Source organism: Stenotrophomonas sp. GD04145, assembly GCF_029835135.1.
Classification (GTDB): domain Bacteria; phylum Pseudomonadota; class Gammaproteobacteria; order Xanthomonadales; family Xanthomonadaceae; genus Stenotrophomonas; species Stenotrophomonas maltophilia_P.
This window is the reverse complement of record NZ_JAODZG010000037.1, coordinates 1-14,631: the sequence shown is the minus strand read 5'-3', so window position 1 is coordinate 14,631 and position 14,631 is coordinate 1. Positions and strand designations below refer to the sequence as shown.

The following is a 14,631-nucleotide window of genomic DNA, read 5'->3' as shown; positions in this document are numbered from 1 at the left end:
GTCCTGTTTGATGAGCCTTTCCGCGCGTCCGGCGCTGCACCGCAATTTCCACCGCCTGGCGTGGTTCGCCATGATCATGACCGCGAGCACGATCATGTTCGGTGCCTTCGTCCGTCTGTCCGATGCGGGGCTGAGCTGCCCGGATTGGCCGACCTGCTATGGCCGCGCGACCTGGCCGCAGCACATCGAGGAGACGGTTGGCCACCCGGCTGCCGATATCCGTCCGCTGGAAACGCACAAGGCCTGGCGCGAGCAGGTGCACCGCTTCCTGGCCGGCGCGCTGGGCATCGAGATCCTGACCCTGGCCCTGCTGGCCACGCGCAGGCGCCGGTTCGGAACCGCGGCGGTCGTCACCGCCTGCGTGCTGGTGGCTGCCGGCATACCGTTGTACATGATGGGCTGGCATGCAACGGCCAGTGCCCTGGCCCTGAGTGGTGAGGCGATACTGCTGATTGCCGCCTTGCGCTGGAACAACATCGATCTGGCGCGCGCGGCGGTACTGACCCTGGCGGTGGTGATCTTCCAGGCCCTGCTGGGCATGTGGACGGTGACGCTGCTGCTGAAGCCGATCGTGGTGATGGGCCACCTGCTGGGCGGCATGCTGATGTTCGGCCTGCTGGTGTGGCTGGCGTGGCGGGCCACGCATCTGCCGATCACGCTGGCCGAGGCGCCCAGGCTGAAGTGGCTGCTGCGTGCCGCCGTGGTCGTGCTGGTCACCCAGATCGCACTGGGCGGCTGGGTCAGTGCCAACTACGCGGCGCTGGCCTGCGGCGGCGGCAGCGCCTCGCTGGACAACTTCCCACGCTGTGCCAACCAGTGGTGGCCGCAGCACAACTTCGTCGAAGGCTTCACCCTGTGGCGTGGCATCGGCGTGGACTACGAAGGGGGCGTGCTCGATGGCGCCTCGCGCATCGCCATCCAGCTGGCGCATCGCCTGTTCGCCATCGTGGTGGCTGCCTACCTGCTGTGGCTGGGCGTGCGTCTGTTCCGCCTGCCGAGCATGCGGGGCTGGGCGACTGCGCTGATCGTGCTGCTGGTGCTGCAGGTCACCCTCGGCATCCTCAACGTGAAGCTGGCGCTGCCGCTGGAAGTGGCGGTGGCGCACAACGGCGTGGCCGTTGCCCTGTTGTTCGTGCTGGTCAGCCTGCTGGCCCGCCTGCGTGCCCCGGACTGATCCGATGTTCTCCAATTACCGCCAGTACTGGGACCTGACCAAGCCCAAGGTCGTCGCCCTGATCGTGTTCACCGCCCTGGTGGGCATGGTCCTGGCCATTCCAGGCGTGCCCAGCTGGGAACAGGTACGCGCGGGCCTGCTCGGCTTCCTCGGCATCTGGCTGGCGGCCTCGGCTGCGGCTGCGATCAACCAGCTGCTGGATGCGCACATCGATGCGCAGATGGCGCGCACCTCGTGGCGGCCGCTGGTGGTCGGCAAGGTCAAGCCGTGGCAGGTGCTGGTGTTCGCCGGCGCGCTGATCGTGCTGTCGATGACGATCCTGGTGCTGTGGGTGAACGTGATCACCGCCGTGCTGACCTTCGCTTCGCTGATCGGTTATGCGGTGATCTATACGGTCTACCTCAAGCGTGCGACCTCGCAGAACATCGTCATCGGTGGTCTGGCCGGCGCGATGCCACCGATGCTGGGCTGGGCCGCCGTCACCGGAATGCAGGGCTCTTCGGACTGGGCGTACTCGTCGCTGCTGGTGCTGATCATCTTCATCTGGACGCCGCCGCATTTCTGGGCGCTGGCGATCTTCCGCCGCGAGGACTACGCCAAGGCGAAGATCCCGATGCTGCCGGTGACCCACGGCGTGGTGCATACCCGCAGGCAGATCATGGTGTATTCGGTGGTGCTGGCCCTGGTCTGCCTGCTGCCCTATCTGGTGGGCATGAGCGGACCGTTCTACCTGGGCGGTGCGATCGTGCTCAACGCGGTGTTCCTCTGGTATGCGTGGCGCATGCTGGATCCGCCGGATGAGCTGTTCTCGATGAAGATGTTCCAGTACTCCATCGTCTATCTGATGGCGCTGTTCGCCTTCCTGCTGATCGACCACTGGATCCTGCCCTGGTTGTAAGGCGCCACCTGTAGAGCCGAGCCCATGCTCGGCTGAGGTGGGGTGGAAGAGCAGTCGAGCGTGGGCTCGGCTCTACACTTGATCTCTTCCAGCGGCGTCGCCATTGCTGTTCCTGACCTCAAGGAAAGGAGCGAGCAGGGATGCATTCGATTTTCCGCTGGACCACAGCGCTGCTGCTGGCGCTGGGCATGGCCCTCAGTGCGCATGCCGACGACACCGTCGCGCAGATCCGCCAGTACGCCGGTGATCACCGCCTGCTGGTACTGGGCGAATTCCATGGCACGCGTGAGACGCCGGTGCTGGTGCGCCAACTGGTGGACGACTACAGCCGCAACGGCCCGGTCCTGCTGGCGCTGGAACTGCCGCGCGCCGAGAACCCCACGCTACGCGATTACCTGGCTTCCGATGGCGGGGCCGCGGTGCGCCAGCACCTGCACGGCCGCGCGTTCTGGACCGTGCGCGACGACCAGCATGATGGTCGCCGCAGCCGCGACATGCTGGCGATGATCGAAGGCCTGCGTGTGCTGAAGGCGCAGGGCCGCGCGATCGAGGTGGTCGGCTACGACGTCAACCACAGTGACGGCAGCAGCCAGGCCCGCGATGACCGCATGGCCGCCGAACTGCGGCGCCTGTACCGGCGCCTGCCCGATGGCGCACGCATGGTCGTGCTGACCGGTAATGTCCACGCCATGCTGCAGCGCCCGGCCGACGCTCCGCCGGAAATGCAGACCCAGCCGATGGCATCGGCACTGCGCGATCTGGATGTCTACAGCGTGCGGCTGGAAGCGTTGCGCGGCCACTTCTGGGGATGCATGGACCGCTGCAAGGCGTTGGCCCTGCTCGAATGGCCAGCCCGTGAGCCGGAGGTCAACACCCATGCCAGCCGAGAATACGACCTGTGGGTGTGGATGCCGCAGCTGAGCGTTGGCACGCTGGTGGATCAGTAGATCCACGCCATGCGTGGATGGTTTTCCCACAACAACCCGCGCGCCCAATCAGGACTTGCGCCGCGCATATCGCTGCGCGATCACGCCGCAGACGATCAGCTGGATCTGGTGGTAGATCATCACCGGCAGCACGATGGCACCGAGGCTGCCCCCGGCGAACAGCACCTTGGCGATCGGCACGCCAGTGGCCAGGCTCTTCTTGGAGCCGCAGAACACGATGGCGATCTCGTCCTCGCGGTTGAAGTGCAGGCGACGGGCGATGAAGGTGATCAGCGGCATGGCGATACCGAGCAGGACGGCAGCTACCACGGCCACTGCCAGCAGCGACAGCACAGGGGTCTTGCTCCAGAGCCCTTCGGTGACGGCTTCGCCGAACGCCGAATACACGACCAGCAGGATGGTGGCCTGGTCGGTGTAGCGCAGCAGCGCGCGCTGCTTCTCGACCCAGCCGGCGATCCACGGGCGCAGCAGGTGGCCGGCCACGAACGGCACCAGCAGCTGCAGCATGATGCCGCCGATCGCATGCAGCGGGTCGTGCACGCCGCCGGAGGTGCCGGCCAGCGCGGTCAACAGCAGCGGTGTGAGGAACACACCGAGGATGCTCGACAGCGATGCGCTGCAGACGGCCGCCGGCACATTGCCGCGCGCCATCGAGGTGAAGGCGATGGACGACTGCACGGTGGAGGGCAGGGTGCACAGGAACAGCACGCCCAGGTACAGCTCCGGGGTCAACAGCCAGCCCGACAGCGGCTTGAACATCAGGCCCAGCATCGGAAACAGCAGGAAGGTGCAGGCGAGAATGGTCAGATGCAGGCGCCAGTGCAGCATGCCGCCGATGATCGATTCGCGCGGCAGGCGCGCCCCGTGCAGGAAGAACAGCGCGGCGATGGCGACCGTGGTGACATCGTCCAGGACGATGGCGGCGGCGCCCTTCATCGGCAGCAGCGACGCCAGGCCGACCGTGCACAGCAGGGCCAGGGTGAAGTTGTCCGGTCGCAGGCGCGACCACCAGCGGGTCATGGGGGGCAGACTCCTTGGTGTGGAGGGTTCAGGGCGAGGTGACCGGTGTGGCCAGACGCTGGCGGGTGGCCGCTTCCAGCGACTTCAGGCCGGCGCGCTGGCCCAGCTGAAGCGCCTGTTCCGGGCTGGCATGTTCGTAGCGTGCATTGACCAGTCCGAGCACGGCACCGGCGCGGTTGCCGGACGCGCAGTGCAGCAGCACCGGCCCCTGGCTCTGCTGCAGGGCCTGGTGCACGGCGCGCACATTGGCCGCATCCAGGCCCTCGGCGCCGGCCACCGGGATGCGCACATAGCGCAGGCCCAGCGATTCGGCCGCGCGGGTTTCATCGAAACCACGGTCCTCGTCGGGCTGGCGCAGGTCGATCACGGTGCGTACGCCTTGCGCAGCCAGTTCGCGCAGGTGTGCGGCACTGGGCTGGCCGCCGGCATACAGGCCGGGGCGGGCTTCATTGAGCGGGGCATCTGCGGCCAAGGCCGCCAGCGGCAGGCAGAGGGACAGCAACAGCAGGCAGGTCAGGCGCAGCAGCATGGTCCTCTCCGTTAAAACGTTCCGCCGCTACCGGCCCAGGCTGGCGCGGGCCTTGAGCAGCTCGCGCAGTTCGTACTTGTCAGTATCGTCCAGTCCCTGCTGCCGCTGCTTTGCCAACAGCTCTTCCAGACGTTGCTGCAACAGTTGTTTCTCCAGCTGGGCCACGGCGTCGTGCAGTTCCTGGGTCCAGATCGCTTCGCTGCCGGGCAGGGTCTGGGCGGCCAGCGTGTGCAGCGAGGCCTGCTCCTCACGCCCGTCGAAATGCTCCAGCAGCGCGCCGGTGCTGATATCGGGACGCTGTTCGACCAGCGCCAGCAGCTCCAGCAGCAGCTCCACACCCGGCAGGCGCAGGCCCTGGAAGTGATGCTTGCCGCCCAGGGTCAGCGCCAGCGACGGCTGCTGCAGCAGCACGGCGATCGCACCCCGCACCAGGCTGCGCTTGGCCACCGGCTGGATCGACCGTGCCGGAGGGCGCTGCGGCATCGCCGTGCGGGTATTCTGCGTGGCCGCACCGAGCCCGGTCAGCTGCGCCAGCTGCTGCTTCATCAGGTCACCGAACGCGCCATCGGGAATCTGCGCCAGCATCGGTCTGGCCCGCTCGGCCAGGCGTGCCCGGCCGTCCAGCGTGCCCATGTTGATCTCGCGGGTCAGCTCGTCGAAGAAGAACTGCGATAGCGGCGTGGCCTGCTTCAGGCGTTCGTTGAAGGCCTCAGCGCCTTCCTTGCGCACGATGGTGTCCGGGTCCTCGCCGTCGGGCAGGAACAGGAAGAAGGCCTGGCGGCCGTCCTTCATGCGCGGCAGCACCGACTCCAGTGCCTTCCAGCCGGCGCGGCGGCCGGCGGCATCGCCATCGAAGCAGAAGAACACGTCCGGTGCGTTTCGGAACAGCAGCTCGGCATGGTCGGGCGTGGTCGCGGTGCCCAGCGTCGCCACCGCCTGGGTGACGCCGAACTGGAACAGCGAGACCACGTCCATGTAACCCTCGACCACGATCAGCCGCTCGATCTTCTGGTTCGCCTGGCGCACCTGCCACAGGCCGTACAGTTCGCGGCCCTTGTGGAACAGCGCGGTTTCGGGCGAATTGAGGTACTTGGGACCGTCGTCCTTCTCGAACACCCGTCCACCGAAGGCGATCACCCGTCCACGGCGGTCGAAGATCGGGAACATCACCCGGTCGCGGAACTTGTCGTAGACGTGCCCCCGGTCGTTCTTGGAGAACAGGCCGGCACGGTCGAGCAGCTTCATCCGCCGCTCGTCCTTGCCCAGCGCATCGCGCAGGCCGCTGTAGCCGTCGGGCGCATAGCCGATCTGGAAGCGGGCGCGGTTCTGTTCGTCCACGCCACGGCCGTCAAGGTAGGCGCGGGCCTTGTCGCTGCCCTCCAGGTTCTTCTGGAAGAAGCGCGCCGCTGCATCCAGTGCCGAATAGAGTTCGCGGCTGTCGTCCTGCTGCTGGGCGCTGCGCGGGTTCTCGCTGCGTGGCACGTCCATGCCGGCGCGCTTGGCCAGCTCATCCACCGCGTCGAGGAACTCAAGGCGGTCGTAGTTCATCAGGAAGCTGATTGCGGTGCCGTGCGCACCGCAGCCGAAGCAGTGATAGAACTGCTTGGTCGGCGAGACGGTGAACGAGGCCGAGCGCTCGTCATGGAACGGGCAGCGTGCCGCGTACTCCTTGCCCTGTCGCTTCAACGGCACGCGGCTGCCCACCACCTCGACGATGTCGGTGCGGGCCAGCAGGTCGTCGATGAAAGCGTCGGGGATACGGGCCATGGGCAGCAGGGCAGGGCGCGGCCGCTGGGGCGCGCAGCAGGGGCGGCAGGTCCCCCTAGTTTACTCGCTGGCGATGGTCGGGCCGGCCTGTTGTTCGCTGCTGCCGCCGGCGCTGGCGGCAGCCCGCTGTGCCCGGGCACTCAGGCGCTCGTCGATCACCGCGGTCATCAGGGCGCCGACGAAGAACACCGCGGTAGCGTAGTAGATCCAGACCAGCGCGATCACCAGGGCGCCCATCGAACCGTAGGCGCTGCCGGGTGCCACGGTGGCGATGTAGACGCCGATGCCGTAGCGCCCCAGGGCGAACAGGAGCGAGGTGATGGCCCCGCCGATGAAGGCCTGGCGCCAGGCTACGCGACGGTCGGGCAGATAGTGGTAGAGGAAGGCGAAGGCCAGCGTGTACAGCAGCAGCGTGGTCACGTAACCGATGGCCGGCAACACCGATGGCAGCTGCGCGAATACCACCTGCAGGGCGGTGGTGGCGGTCATCGACAGGATCAGCAGGAAGCCCAGCGCCAGCACCACGCCGAAGGAGAACACGCGCTTGCGCAGCCAGGCCCGGACGCCTTCCAGGCGCTGGCCGCTGGTATGGAAGATGCGGTTGAGTGCGTTCTGCAGCTGTGCGAACACGGCGGTGGCGCCGACGAACAGCAGCAGGGTGCTCCACAACCCGGCCAGCGAGCCCATGCTCGGCTGGCTGTTGGCGTTGTGCAGCACGGTATCGGCCACGCTGGCCACGCTGCTGCCGGCCACCGAGCCGATCTGGCTGATCAGCGCCTGCTGCGCGGGCGGGTACAGCGAGGCGGTCAACCACAGCAGCAGCACCAGCAACGGCGCCATCGACAGCAGGGAATAGAACGAAACCGATGCGGCCTGGGTCAGGACGTCGATTTCGACGAAGCGCTTGGCCACGGCCATCGGGAAGCTGTCCTGCAGCTTCTCCAGGCGCGATCGGACGATGGGCAGGAAGGTGCGGGGATGCGACATCTACGGCGTCGGCTGGAGCGGTACAGGCTTCCTTTTCTAGCAGATGCCGGCGTTGCGGCAGGTGAAGTGGAAGCGCGGTCGCAGAATGCAGCGAAGTCCGCGTTATCCTTCTGCCCGGACCGAGGGCGCGCTGGGGCTGCCGCCGCGGTATCCGGGCCCACCGCCGGTGTGCGGGGCCACGACAATCCAACTTCTCTGCAAAAGGACGCGTTATGAAAGGGATGGTCTGCACCACGATGGTGTTGCTGCTGGCGACGAGCGGTTCGGCCGCTGCGGCGTCCACGGCCTGCGAAAAGGCCTTCAAGACGGTAGGGGATCCGCGCAATGGCGCAATGTACATGGCCGACCTGACGGTGCCCGGTCTGAAGGTGCAGAGTGCACTGGACCAGCTTCGCAAGATCGGTGCCGATGACCAGTTCGAGGTGGGCGGCCAGCTGGTGGAAGGCGATACCGGCAACCAGTACCTGATCCAGACCAAGGGCCTGCGCACGCCGCTGGTGCTGATCGGCACCGCCGACCGCAGCGGCCGGGTCACCCTGGCCACCAAGCTGGCCCGCGGCCAGACCATCGCCCAGGAGGATGCCCGCAAGTCGATGTGCGACATGCTCGACAAGCTCAAGGGGGGCAGCCAGGGGGACGCGCTGGCCGCCGCTGCGCGCGCGCAGTATCCGACTTCCGTGGCGGAGGACGTGACCGCGCCGGACCTGTCCAAGAAGATGGGCAAGGAGGTGCGCGATACGATGGCGGCCTACAACGCTGCGGGCAGCTTCAAGGACCTGCTGCTGGGCACCACCACCAACAAGGAAGACCTGGGCGACCGTTCGGCCACCTTCCTGCCGGTGTATGCCAAGTACATCGGTCGCCGCTACCGGATCGACGGCCAGATCTACACGGTCAACTCGAACAGCTACTCCAGCCGTCCGGGTGAGGTCGGATCGATCAACTACCTGGTGACGCCGACCCGTGGCCTGTTGCGGATCCGCCAGAATGACACCTTCAACAACAACAACTACACCATCCGTTGCGAATTCGCTCCGGACCAGGCGGCCAACTTCGCCATGCTGCGCGAGCGCGACTGGGCCAAGCTGGAAGGCGAGGTCAGCGCGGTGGAAGGCAGTTCCATGACCCTGCGCAACTGCCGCCAGGTGTAAGCGCTGGCCTGGCCGCTGCAGCAATGACAAGGCCCGCGTGAAGCGGGCCTTGTCGTGTCCGGCAGGGGCGGTGGCGGATCAGCCAGCCAGGGCCTGCTTGACCAGCTTGGACACCACGCCCATGTCGGCCTGACCGGCGAGCCTCGGCTTCAGCGCCCCCATCAGCTTGCCCATGTCGGCCGGGCCGGTGGCACCGGTTTCGGCAATGGCGGCCTGGATGGCGGCGGCGATCTCGGCCTCACCCATCTTGGCGGGCAGGTAGGCCTCGATGACCACGATCTCGGCACGCTCGATCGCGGCCAGGTCTTCACGGTTGGCCGCTTCGTACTGGCTGACCGAGTCCTTGCGCTGCTTGACCATCTTGTCCAGCACGGCGATCACGGCGGTGTCGTCGAGCTCGATACGCTCGTCCACTTCCTTCTGCTTGATCGCGGCGTTGATCAGGCGGATCACGCCCAGCTTGTCCTTCTCGCCCGCCTTCATGGCGGCCTTCATGTCATCGGTGAGCTGCTGCTTCATGCTCATGGGAGACCTCGTGGTGGTAGTGGGGCAGGGCGGTTGCCCGGGCCCGGAAACGCAAAAAGCCGGCGACGCTCGCGCGTGCCGGCTTCGGCTTCACCGCGGAAGGACGAACCCGCCGCAATGAAGATGCGTCCGATCAGTACAGGCGCTGACGCTTGGTGACGTCGCGCGACGAGCGGCGCAGCTGACGCTTCACAGCAGCGGCGGCCTTGCGCTTGCGCTCCTGGGTCGGCTTTTCGTAGAACTCGCGCTTGCGGGTTTCGGCCAGCACACCGGCCTTTTCGCAAGTGCGCTTGAAGCGGCGAAGAGCAAACTCGAAGGGCTCGTTCTCGCGGACTTTGACGCTGGGCATGGAATCTCCGGGACACAGTAGAACCGGGTCACGCCCGGCGAGCCGCACATTATAGCGGCGAATCAACAAACTGCAAGCACGCAAGCCTGAATGCGGGCCAGCAATACGGATGCAGTGGGATCTGCACGTCACCCCGAGGGGGCGGCAGGGGCGTCATAATAGCAGGCATGCGAGTCCTTGGCATCGAATCTTCCTGTGATGAGACCGGCGTGGCGGTGTACGACACCGACCTGACCGGCAGCGCGGCCCTGCGCGCCCATGCGGTCTACAGCCAGATCGCCCTGCACGCCGAGTACGGCGGTGTGGTGCCCGAGCTGGCCAGCCGTGACCACGTGCGCAAGCTGCTGCCGCTGGTCCGGCAGACCCTGGCCGAGGCGGGCCTGGGCGTGGACGACATCGATGGCGTGGCTTATACCGCTGGCCCCGGGCTGGTCGGTGCGCTGCTGGTCGGTGCCGGGGTGGCCCGTGCCCTGGCCTGGGCACTGGAGGTGCCGGCCGTGGGCGTGCACCACATGGAAGGGCACCTGCTGGCGCCCTTGATGGAGGACGATCCGCCGCAGGCCCCGTTCGTGGCCCTGCTGGTGTCCGGTGGCCACACCCAGCTGGTGGCGGTCGATGCCATCGGCCGCTACCGCCTGCTGGGCGAGACCCTGGACGATGCGGCCGGCGAAGCCTTCGACAAGACTGCCAAACTGATGGGGCTGCCCTATCCCGGCGGCCCGCAGCTGGCCAAGCTGGCCGAACAGGGCACCCCGGGGGCCTACCGTTTCGCGCGGCCGATGACCGATCGCCCGGGTCTGGATTTCAGCTTCTCCGGCCTGAAGACCCAGGTGCTGATGGCCTGGCGTGACAGCGACCAGAGCGACCAGACCCGCGCCGACATCGCGCGCGGTTTCGAGGATGCGGTGGTGGAGACCCTGTCGATCAAGTGCGAACGCGCGCTGGAAGCAGCCGGCACCAATGTGATCGTGGTGGCCGGCGGTGTCGGTGCCAATACGCGGCTGCGTGCCCGCCTGCAGCAGATGGCCGAACGCCTCGGGGGGCGTGCCTGCTTCCCGCGGCCGGCGCTGTGCACCGACAACGGCGCGATGATCGCTTTCGCCGGCGCCCTGCGCCTGCAGGCCGGGCAGCACAACCCGCCGAACGTTGACGTGACCCCGCGCTGGGACATGGCGACGCTGCCCGCGGTGTGACCCGCGGCGCACCCATCCACACAGGCTGCGACCGTAGCGGCGGACGTGCCGGGATCCGGTCGTTTCAGGCAGTGGTGGTTCCGTGCCGTTACCATGACCGTCTGTTTTCCGGCTGGTAACCGCAATGGACAAGGTTTTCATCGAGGGGCTGACGATCGACGCCCTGATCGGCATCTACGATTGGGAACGGCGGATCCGGCAGGACCTGGTGTTCGACCTGGAGATGGGTTTCGACAACCGGCGCCCGGCAGCGACCGACGATATCGCCCATACCCTCAACTACAAGGCGGTCAGCAAGCGGCTGGAGCAGTTCGTGCGCGAATCGGAGTTCGGCCTGGTCGAGACCCTGGCCGAGCGTTGCGCGCAGATCGTGCTCGACGAGTTCGATGTGCGCTGGCTGCGGCTGAAGCTGAGCAAGCCGGGAGCGGTGCGCGGCGCGCGCGCGGTCGGCGTGATCATCGAGCGCGAACGCGGCTGAAACAGCAGCGTCGGCCGGCGGCCGGCAACTTCTTCATGCGAAATGACTGAAACAGGAGACGACTGATGGTGGATGCGGTGGTGGCGGTACAGTGGATGGAGCGGCTGCAGAACACACTGGAACCCTATCCCGGCGCCTACCTGGCGTTGATGATTTCGGCCCTGCTGCTCGCGGCGGGCCTGGCCAACTGGGTGACCAAGCGCATCCTGGTGCGCGGCCTGCGCCGTCTGCTGCAGCGCCTGCCCGGTGCCGAATCCGGGCGTGGCAGCCATCTGATGCGGGTCATCTCGCGGTTGTCCAACGTGGTGCCCAGCCAGGTGATCGCCTCTGGCATCACCCTCATTCCCGATCTGCCGCCCGGGCTGGTCAGCGTCATCGTCAAGCTGTGCATCGTGTGGGCGGTGCTGACCGTCTCGCTGGCCTTCTCGCATGCGCTGGATGCGGCCAACAGCCTGTACGAGCGCAAGCCGGATGCGCGCAACAAGCCGATCAAGGGCTACCTGCAGGTGGTCAAGATCGTGATCTTCGTGGCGGCCGGCCTGGCGATCATCTCCACCCTGCTGGGCGTGGCGCTGGGCCCGCTGGTGACCGGCCTGGGTGCGGCCACGGCCGTGCTGATGCTGATCTTCCAGGACACCATCCTCTCGCTGGTGGCCAGCGTGCAGATCAGTGGCGATGGCCGCGTGCGCATCGGCGACTGGATCGAGATGCCGAGCCAGAACGCCGATGGTGATGTCATCGACATCGCCCTGCACACCATCACCGTGCAGAACTTCGACAAGACCATCACCACCATCCCGACCAAGAAGCTGGTGACCGAGTCGTTCAAGAACTGGCGCGGCATGCAGGAGGCCGGTGGCCGTCGCATCAAGCGCGCGCTGTACCTGGACCAGCACAGCGTCGGCTTCCTGGACGAGGGCGACCTGGCCTTCCTTGGTGAGTTCGCCCTGCTGCGCGACTACCTGCGCGACAAGGAGCAGGAGCTGGGGCAGTGGAACGGGCGCCTGCGCGAACAGGGCGTGGCGGACGTGAACAGCCGCCGGGTGACCAATCTGGGCACGTTCCGGGCCTATGTGGAGCGCTACCTGCGCAGCCACCCGGGTATCCACACCGACATGACCCTGCTGGTGCGACAGCTGCAACCGACCACCGAGGGCCTGCCGCTGGAGCTGTACTGCTTCACCCGCACTACCGCCTGGGCGGAGTACGAGGCCGTGCAGTCGGACATTTTCGACCATCTGCTGGCGATCCTGCCGGCCTTCGGCCTGAGGGTGTTCCAGGCGTCCAGCGACGCCATGTTGATGGCCGGGCAGCGCCAGTCGGCCCGCTCGGAGTAAGCTGCCGTGCCGCCCGCGGGACCGTACGGACCCCGCTGGTGGATGAAACTGAATGCCGAAACCTCTCGCCAAATGGCCCGGGATCGCTAGAATGCCGGGCTTGTAAACGTTTTCATCAAGGACTGCCGGTGGCCTCCGAACGCATCGAATCCCTCATTGCCCAGATGACCGTCGAGGAAAAGGTCGGCCAGCTGGGTGTTTTCGCGGACATGGTCCGCCCGTTCGCCCCGGACGTGAACCCGGAAGCCAACGTGCGCAATGCCGACCAGGTGCTGCAGCAGGTGCGCGAGGGCAAGGTCGGCTCGCTGTTCAACGGGGTGGGCGCCGAACTGGGCCGCCGCATCCAGCAGGTCGCGACCGAGGAGAGCCGGCTGGGCATCCCGGTCATCCTCGCTGCCGACGTCATCCACGGCATGCGCACCGTGTTCCCGATCCCGCTGGGCGAGGCCGCCAGCTTCGAGCCGGACCTGGCCGAGCGCACCGCCCGCGCCACTGCGGTCGAGGCCACCGCCGCCGGCCTGCACTGGACCTATGCGCCTGCCGTGGACATCGCCCGCGACCAGCGCTGGGGCCGTGGCGCCGAAGGCGCAGGCGAGGACGTGGTGCTGGGCTGTGCCTTCGCCGTCGCCCGTGTGCGCGGCTTCCAGGGCAGCGACCTGCGTGCCGCCGATTCGCTGCTGGCCACGCCCAAGCATTTCGCCGCCTATGGCGCGGTGATGGCCGGCATGGAATACAACATGGTGGACATCTCGCCGCAGACCCTGCGCGACGTGCACCTGCCGCCGTTCAAGGCGGCCTTCGATGCCGGTGCGATCACGGTGATGTCCTCGTTCAACGACATCAACGGCGTGCCGGCCAGCGCCAATGCAGAACTGCTCACCGACATCCTGCGTGGCGAGTGGAAGTTCCCGGGTGTGGTGATCTCCGATTACACCGCCGACATGGAACTGGTGGCGCACGGCTACGCCGCCGATGACCGCGACGCCACCGCCAAGGCCTTCACCGCAGGCCTGGACCTGAGCATGCAGAGCGGCTTCTATGCCGAGCACCTGCCAGGCCTGGTGGAAAGCGGCGAGGTGCCGATGGCGGTGCTGGATGAGGGCGTGCGCCGCATCCTGTGGCTGAAGGAAACCATCGGCCTGTTCGACGACCCGTACCGGTCGCTGGACCCGGCCCGCGAAGCGGACGACTCGCACATCGCCGCACATGATGAGCTCTCGCGCGATGCCGCGCGCCGTTCGATCGTGCTGCTGAACAACCGTGACAACGTGCTGCCGCTGCAGAAGACCGGGCAGAAGATCGCGCTGATCGGCCCGTTCGTGCAGGACCGCGAAAACATCGAAGGCTGCTGGACCCTGTTCGGCGACAAGCAGCGTTATGTGGACCTGGAAACCGGTGTGCGTGCCGCCATCGGTGACGCGTCGCTGCTGGAGATCGTGCCCGGTTGCGATCTGGAAACCGCGATCCCCGGGGGCACCGAAGCCGCCGTGGCGGCTGCGCTGCGTGCCGACGTGGTGGTGTTGGCGCTGGGCGAGCCGCAGCGCTACAGCGGCGAAGCGCAGTCGCGCGTGGAGATCACCCTGCCGCCGGCACAGCAGGCACTGGCCGAGGCGGTGGCAATGACCGGCAAGCCGCTGGTGGTGCTGCTGCGCAATGGCCGCGCGCTGGCCCTGCAAGGTGCGGTGCGCAATGCACAGGCCGTGGCGGTCACCTGGTACCTGGGCACGCAGACCGGTCATGCGGTGGCCGATGTGCTGTTCGGCGACTACAGCCCGTCCGGCCGCCTGCCGGTCAGCTTCCCGCAGGTGTCCGGCCAGCAACCGTATTTCTACAACCATCCGCGTACCGGCCGCCCCGAACTGCCGACGATGTCGGAGTTCAAGGCACGCTGGCGCGAGATTCCCAACGAGCCGCTGTATCCGTTCGGTCATGGCATCGGCTACACCACCTTCGCCTATGGCGTGCCGCAGCTCAGCACGGCACAGCTGGGCTGGGACGACACCCTGACCATCACCACCACGCTGACCAACACCGGTACCGTGGCCGGCGAGGAAGTGGTGCAGCTGTACATCCATGACCGCGTGGCCAGCCGCGTGCGGCCGGTGCGCGAGCTGAAGGACTTCCGCAAGATCGCACTGCAGCCGGGCGAATCCACCGATGTGGTGTTCACCCTGCATCGCGAGCAGTTGGCGTTCACCGGCCGCGATGGCGTGCTGCGTGCCGAGCCGGGCCTGTTCGAGCTGTGGGTGTGCGCGTCGTCAGCGGCTGGCGAGCCG

14 protein-coding genes are annotated in these 14,631 nt (G+C 67.1%); 8 read left to right on the top strand and 6 right to left on the bottom strand.

What is annotated here, in order from left to right; genetic code table 11:
- The first annotated feature begins 10 nt into the window (after positions 1-10).
- The 3 genes from N7367_RS15180 to N7367_RS15170 all read left to right on the top strand — a co-directional run bounded on the left by N7367_RS15180 (position 11) and on the right by N7367_RS15170 (position 3,019).
- A complete protein-coding gene (locus N7367_RS15180; RefSeq protein ID WP_065175445.1) occupies positions 11-1,174 on the top strand; it encodes a COX15/CtaA family protein in 1,164 nt (387 codons plus the stop codon).
- Between the two features lie 4 nt (positions 1,175-1,178).
- Positions 1,179-2,072 (top strand): heme o synthase, encoded by an 894-nt coding sequence (gene cyoE / locus N7367_RS15175; RefSeq protein WP_053519487.1) that lies wholly within the window; start codon positions 1,179-1,181, stop codon positions 2,070-2,072.
- Between the two features lie 140 nt (positions 2,073-2,212).
- A complete protein-coding gene (locus N7367_RS15170; RefSeq protein ID WP_253119761.1) occupies positions 2,213-3,019 on the top strand; it encodes a calcium-binding protein in 807 nt (268 codons plus the stop codon).
- A gap of 48 nt (positions 3,020-3,067) precedes the next feature.
- Here the strand turns inward: N7367_RS15170 and N7367_RS15165 are convergent, their stop codons facing one another.
- Genes N7367_RS15165 through N7367_RS15150 form a run of 4 tightly spaced genes read right to left on the bottom strand, consistent with a single transcriptional unit; the run spans position 3,068 to position 7,322 of the window.
- Positions 3,068-4,039, bottom strand: a complete 972-nt coding sequence (locus N7367_RS15165) for a bile acid:sodium symporter family protein (RefSeq protein WP_053519485.1) — start codon at positions 4,037-4,039, stop codon at positions 3,068-3,070.
- 28 nt (positions 4,040-4,067) lie between these two features.
- Complete coding sequence (locus N7367_RS15160) at positions 4,068-4,568, bottom strand: protein tyrosine phosphatase family protein (protein ID WP_279942707.1); 501 nt, start codon at positions 4,566-4,568, stop codon at positions 4,068-4,070.
- A gap of 27 nt (positions 4,569-4,595) precedes the next feature.
- Positions 4,596-6,335, bottom strand: coding sequence for a DNA primase (dnaG, locus tag N7367_RS15155; RefSeq protein ID WP_053519483.1), 1,740 nt, complete (start codon positions 6,333-6,335; stop codon positions 4,596-4,598).
- A gap of 60 nt (positions 6,336-6,395) precedes the next feature.
- The gene (locus tag N7367_RS15150; RefSeq protein WP_279942706.1) at positions 6,396-7,322 is read right to left on the bottom strand and encodes a YihY/virulence factor BrkB family protein; all 927 of its coding nucleotides are present in this window, start codon (positions 7,320-7,322) and stop codon (positions 6,396-6,398) included.
- 212 nt (positions 7,323-7,534) lie between these two features.
- Here N7367_RS15150 and N7367_RS15145 point away from each other — a divergent pair, with 212 nt between their 5' ends.
- Positions 7,535-8,473 (top strand): hypothetical protein, encoded by a 939-nt coding sequence (locus N7367_RS15145; protein WP_229765859.1) that lies wholly within the window; start codon positions 7,535-7,537, stop codon positions 8,471-8,473.
- Positions 8,474-8,551: 78 nt separating this feature from the next.
- Here N7367_RS15145 and N7367_RS15140 read toward each other — a convergent pair whose 3' ends face one another.
- On the bottom strand, positions 8,552-8,998 hold the full coding sequence (locus N7367_RS15140; RefSeq protein WP_065175438.1) for a GatB/YqeY domain-containing protein: 447 nt from the start codon (positions 8,996-8,998) through the stop codon (positions 8,552-8,554).
- A gap of 133 nt (positions 8,999-9,131) precedes the next feature.
- Entirely contained in the window at positions 9,132-9,347 is a 216-nt protein-coding gene (gene rpsU / locus N7367_RS15135) for a 30S ribosomal protein S21 (RefSeq protein ID WP_002808376.1), read from the bottom strand.
- Between the two features lie 167 nt (positions 9,348-9,514).
- Between rpsU and tsaD the strand changes: the two genes are divergently transcribed.
- The 4 genes from tsaD to N7367_RS15115 form a co-directional block, all read left to right on the top strand.
- A complete protein-coding gene (tsaD, locus tag N7367_RS15130) occupies positions 9,515-10,540 on the top strand; it encodes a tRNA (adenosine(37)-N6)-threonylcarbamoyltransferase complex transferase subunit TsaD (RefSeq protein WP_053519480.1) in 1,026 nt (341 codons plus the stop codon).
- Between the two features lie 124 nt (positions 10,541-10,664).
- A complete protein-coding gene (gene folB / locus N7367_RS15125) occupies positions 10,665-11,018 on the top strand; it encodes a dihydroneopterin aldolase (protein WP_053519479.1) in 354 nt (117 codons plus the stop codon).
- A gap of 65 nt (positions 11,019-11,083) precedes the next feature.
- A complete protein-coding gene (locus tag N7367_RS15120) occupies positions 11,084-12,355 on the top strand; it encodes a mechanosensitive ion channel domain-containing protein (protein ID WP_065175436.1) in 1,272 nt (423 codons plus the stop codon).
- A 128-nt stretch (positions 12,356-12,483) separates the two neighbouring features.
- Positions 12,484-14,631 (top strand): glycoside hydrolase family 3 N-terminal domain-containing protein (locus N7367_RS15115; RefSeq protein WP_279942704.1); only part of this gene is annotated, 2,148 nt, incomplete at its 3' end.

Coding starts and splice junctions, on each gene's coding strand:
- N7367_RS15165 (WP_053519485.1), bottom strand. CDS start 4,039: ATGACCCGCTGGTGGTCGCGCCTGCGACCGGACAACTTCACCCTGGCC.
- rpsU (WP_002808376.1), bottom strand. CDS start 9,347: ATGCCCAGCGTCAAAGTCCGCGAGAACGAGCCCTTCGAGTTTGCTCTT.
- N7367_RS15120 (WP_065175436.1), top strand. CDS start 11,084: ATGGTGGATGCGGTGGTGGCGGTACAGTGGATGGAGCGGCTGCAGAAC.
- tsaD (WP_053519480.1), top strand. CDS start 9,515: ATGCGAGTCCTTGGCATCGAATCTTCCTGTGATGAGACCGGCGTGGCG.
- N7367_RS15160 (WP_279942707.1), bottom strand. CDS start 4,568: ATGCTGCTGCGCCTGACCTGCCTGCTGTTGCTGTCCCTCTGCCTGCCG.
- dnaG (WP_053519483.1), bottom strand. CDS start 6,335: ATGGCCCGTATCCCCGACGCTTTCATCGACGACCTGCTGGCCCGCACC.
- N7367_RS15140 (WP_065175438.1), bottom strand. CDS start 8,998: ATGAGCATGAAGCAGCAGCTCACCGATGACATGAAGGCCGCCATGAAG.
- folB (WP_053519479.1), top strand. CDS start 10,665: ATGGACAAGGTTTTCATCGAGGGGCTGACGATCGACGCCCTGATCGGC.
- N7367_RS15180 (WP_065175445.1), top strand. CDS start 11: ATGAGCCTTTCCGCGCGTCCGGCGCTGCACCGCAATTTCCACCGCCTG.
- N7367_RS15170 (WP_253119761.1), top strand. CDS start 2,213: ATGCATTCGATTTTCCGCTGGACCACAGCGCTGCTGCTGGCGCTGGGC.
- N7367_RS15150 (WP_279942706.1), bottom strand. CDS start 7,322: ATGTCGCATCCCCGCACCTTCCTGCCCATCGTCCGATCGCGCCTGGAG.
- cyoE (WP_053519487.1), top strand. CDS start 1,179: ATGTTCTCCAATTACCGCCAGTACTGGGACCTGACCAAGCCCAAGGTC.
- N7367_RS15145 (WP_229765859.1), top strand. CDS start 7,535: ATGAAAGGGATGGTCTGCACCACGATGGTGTTGCTGCTGGCGACGAGC.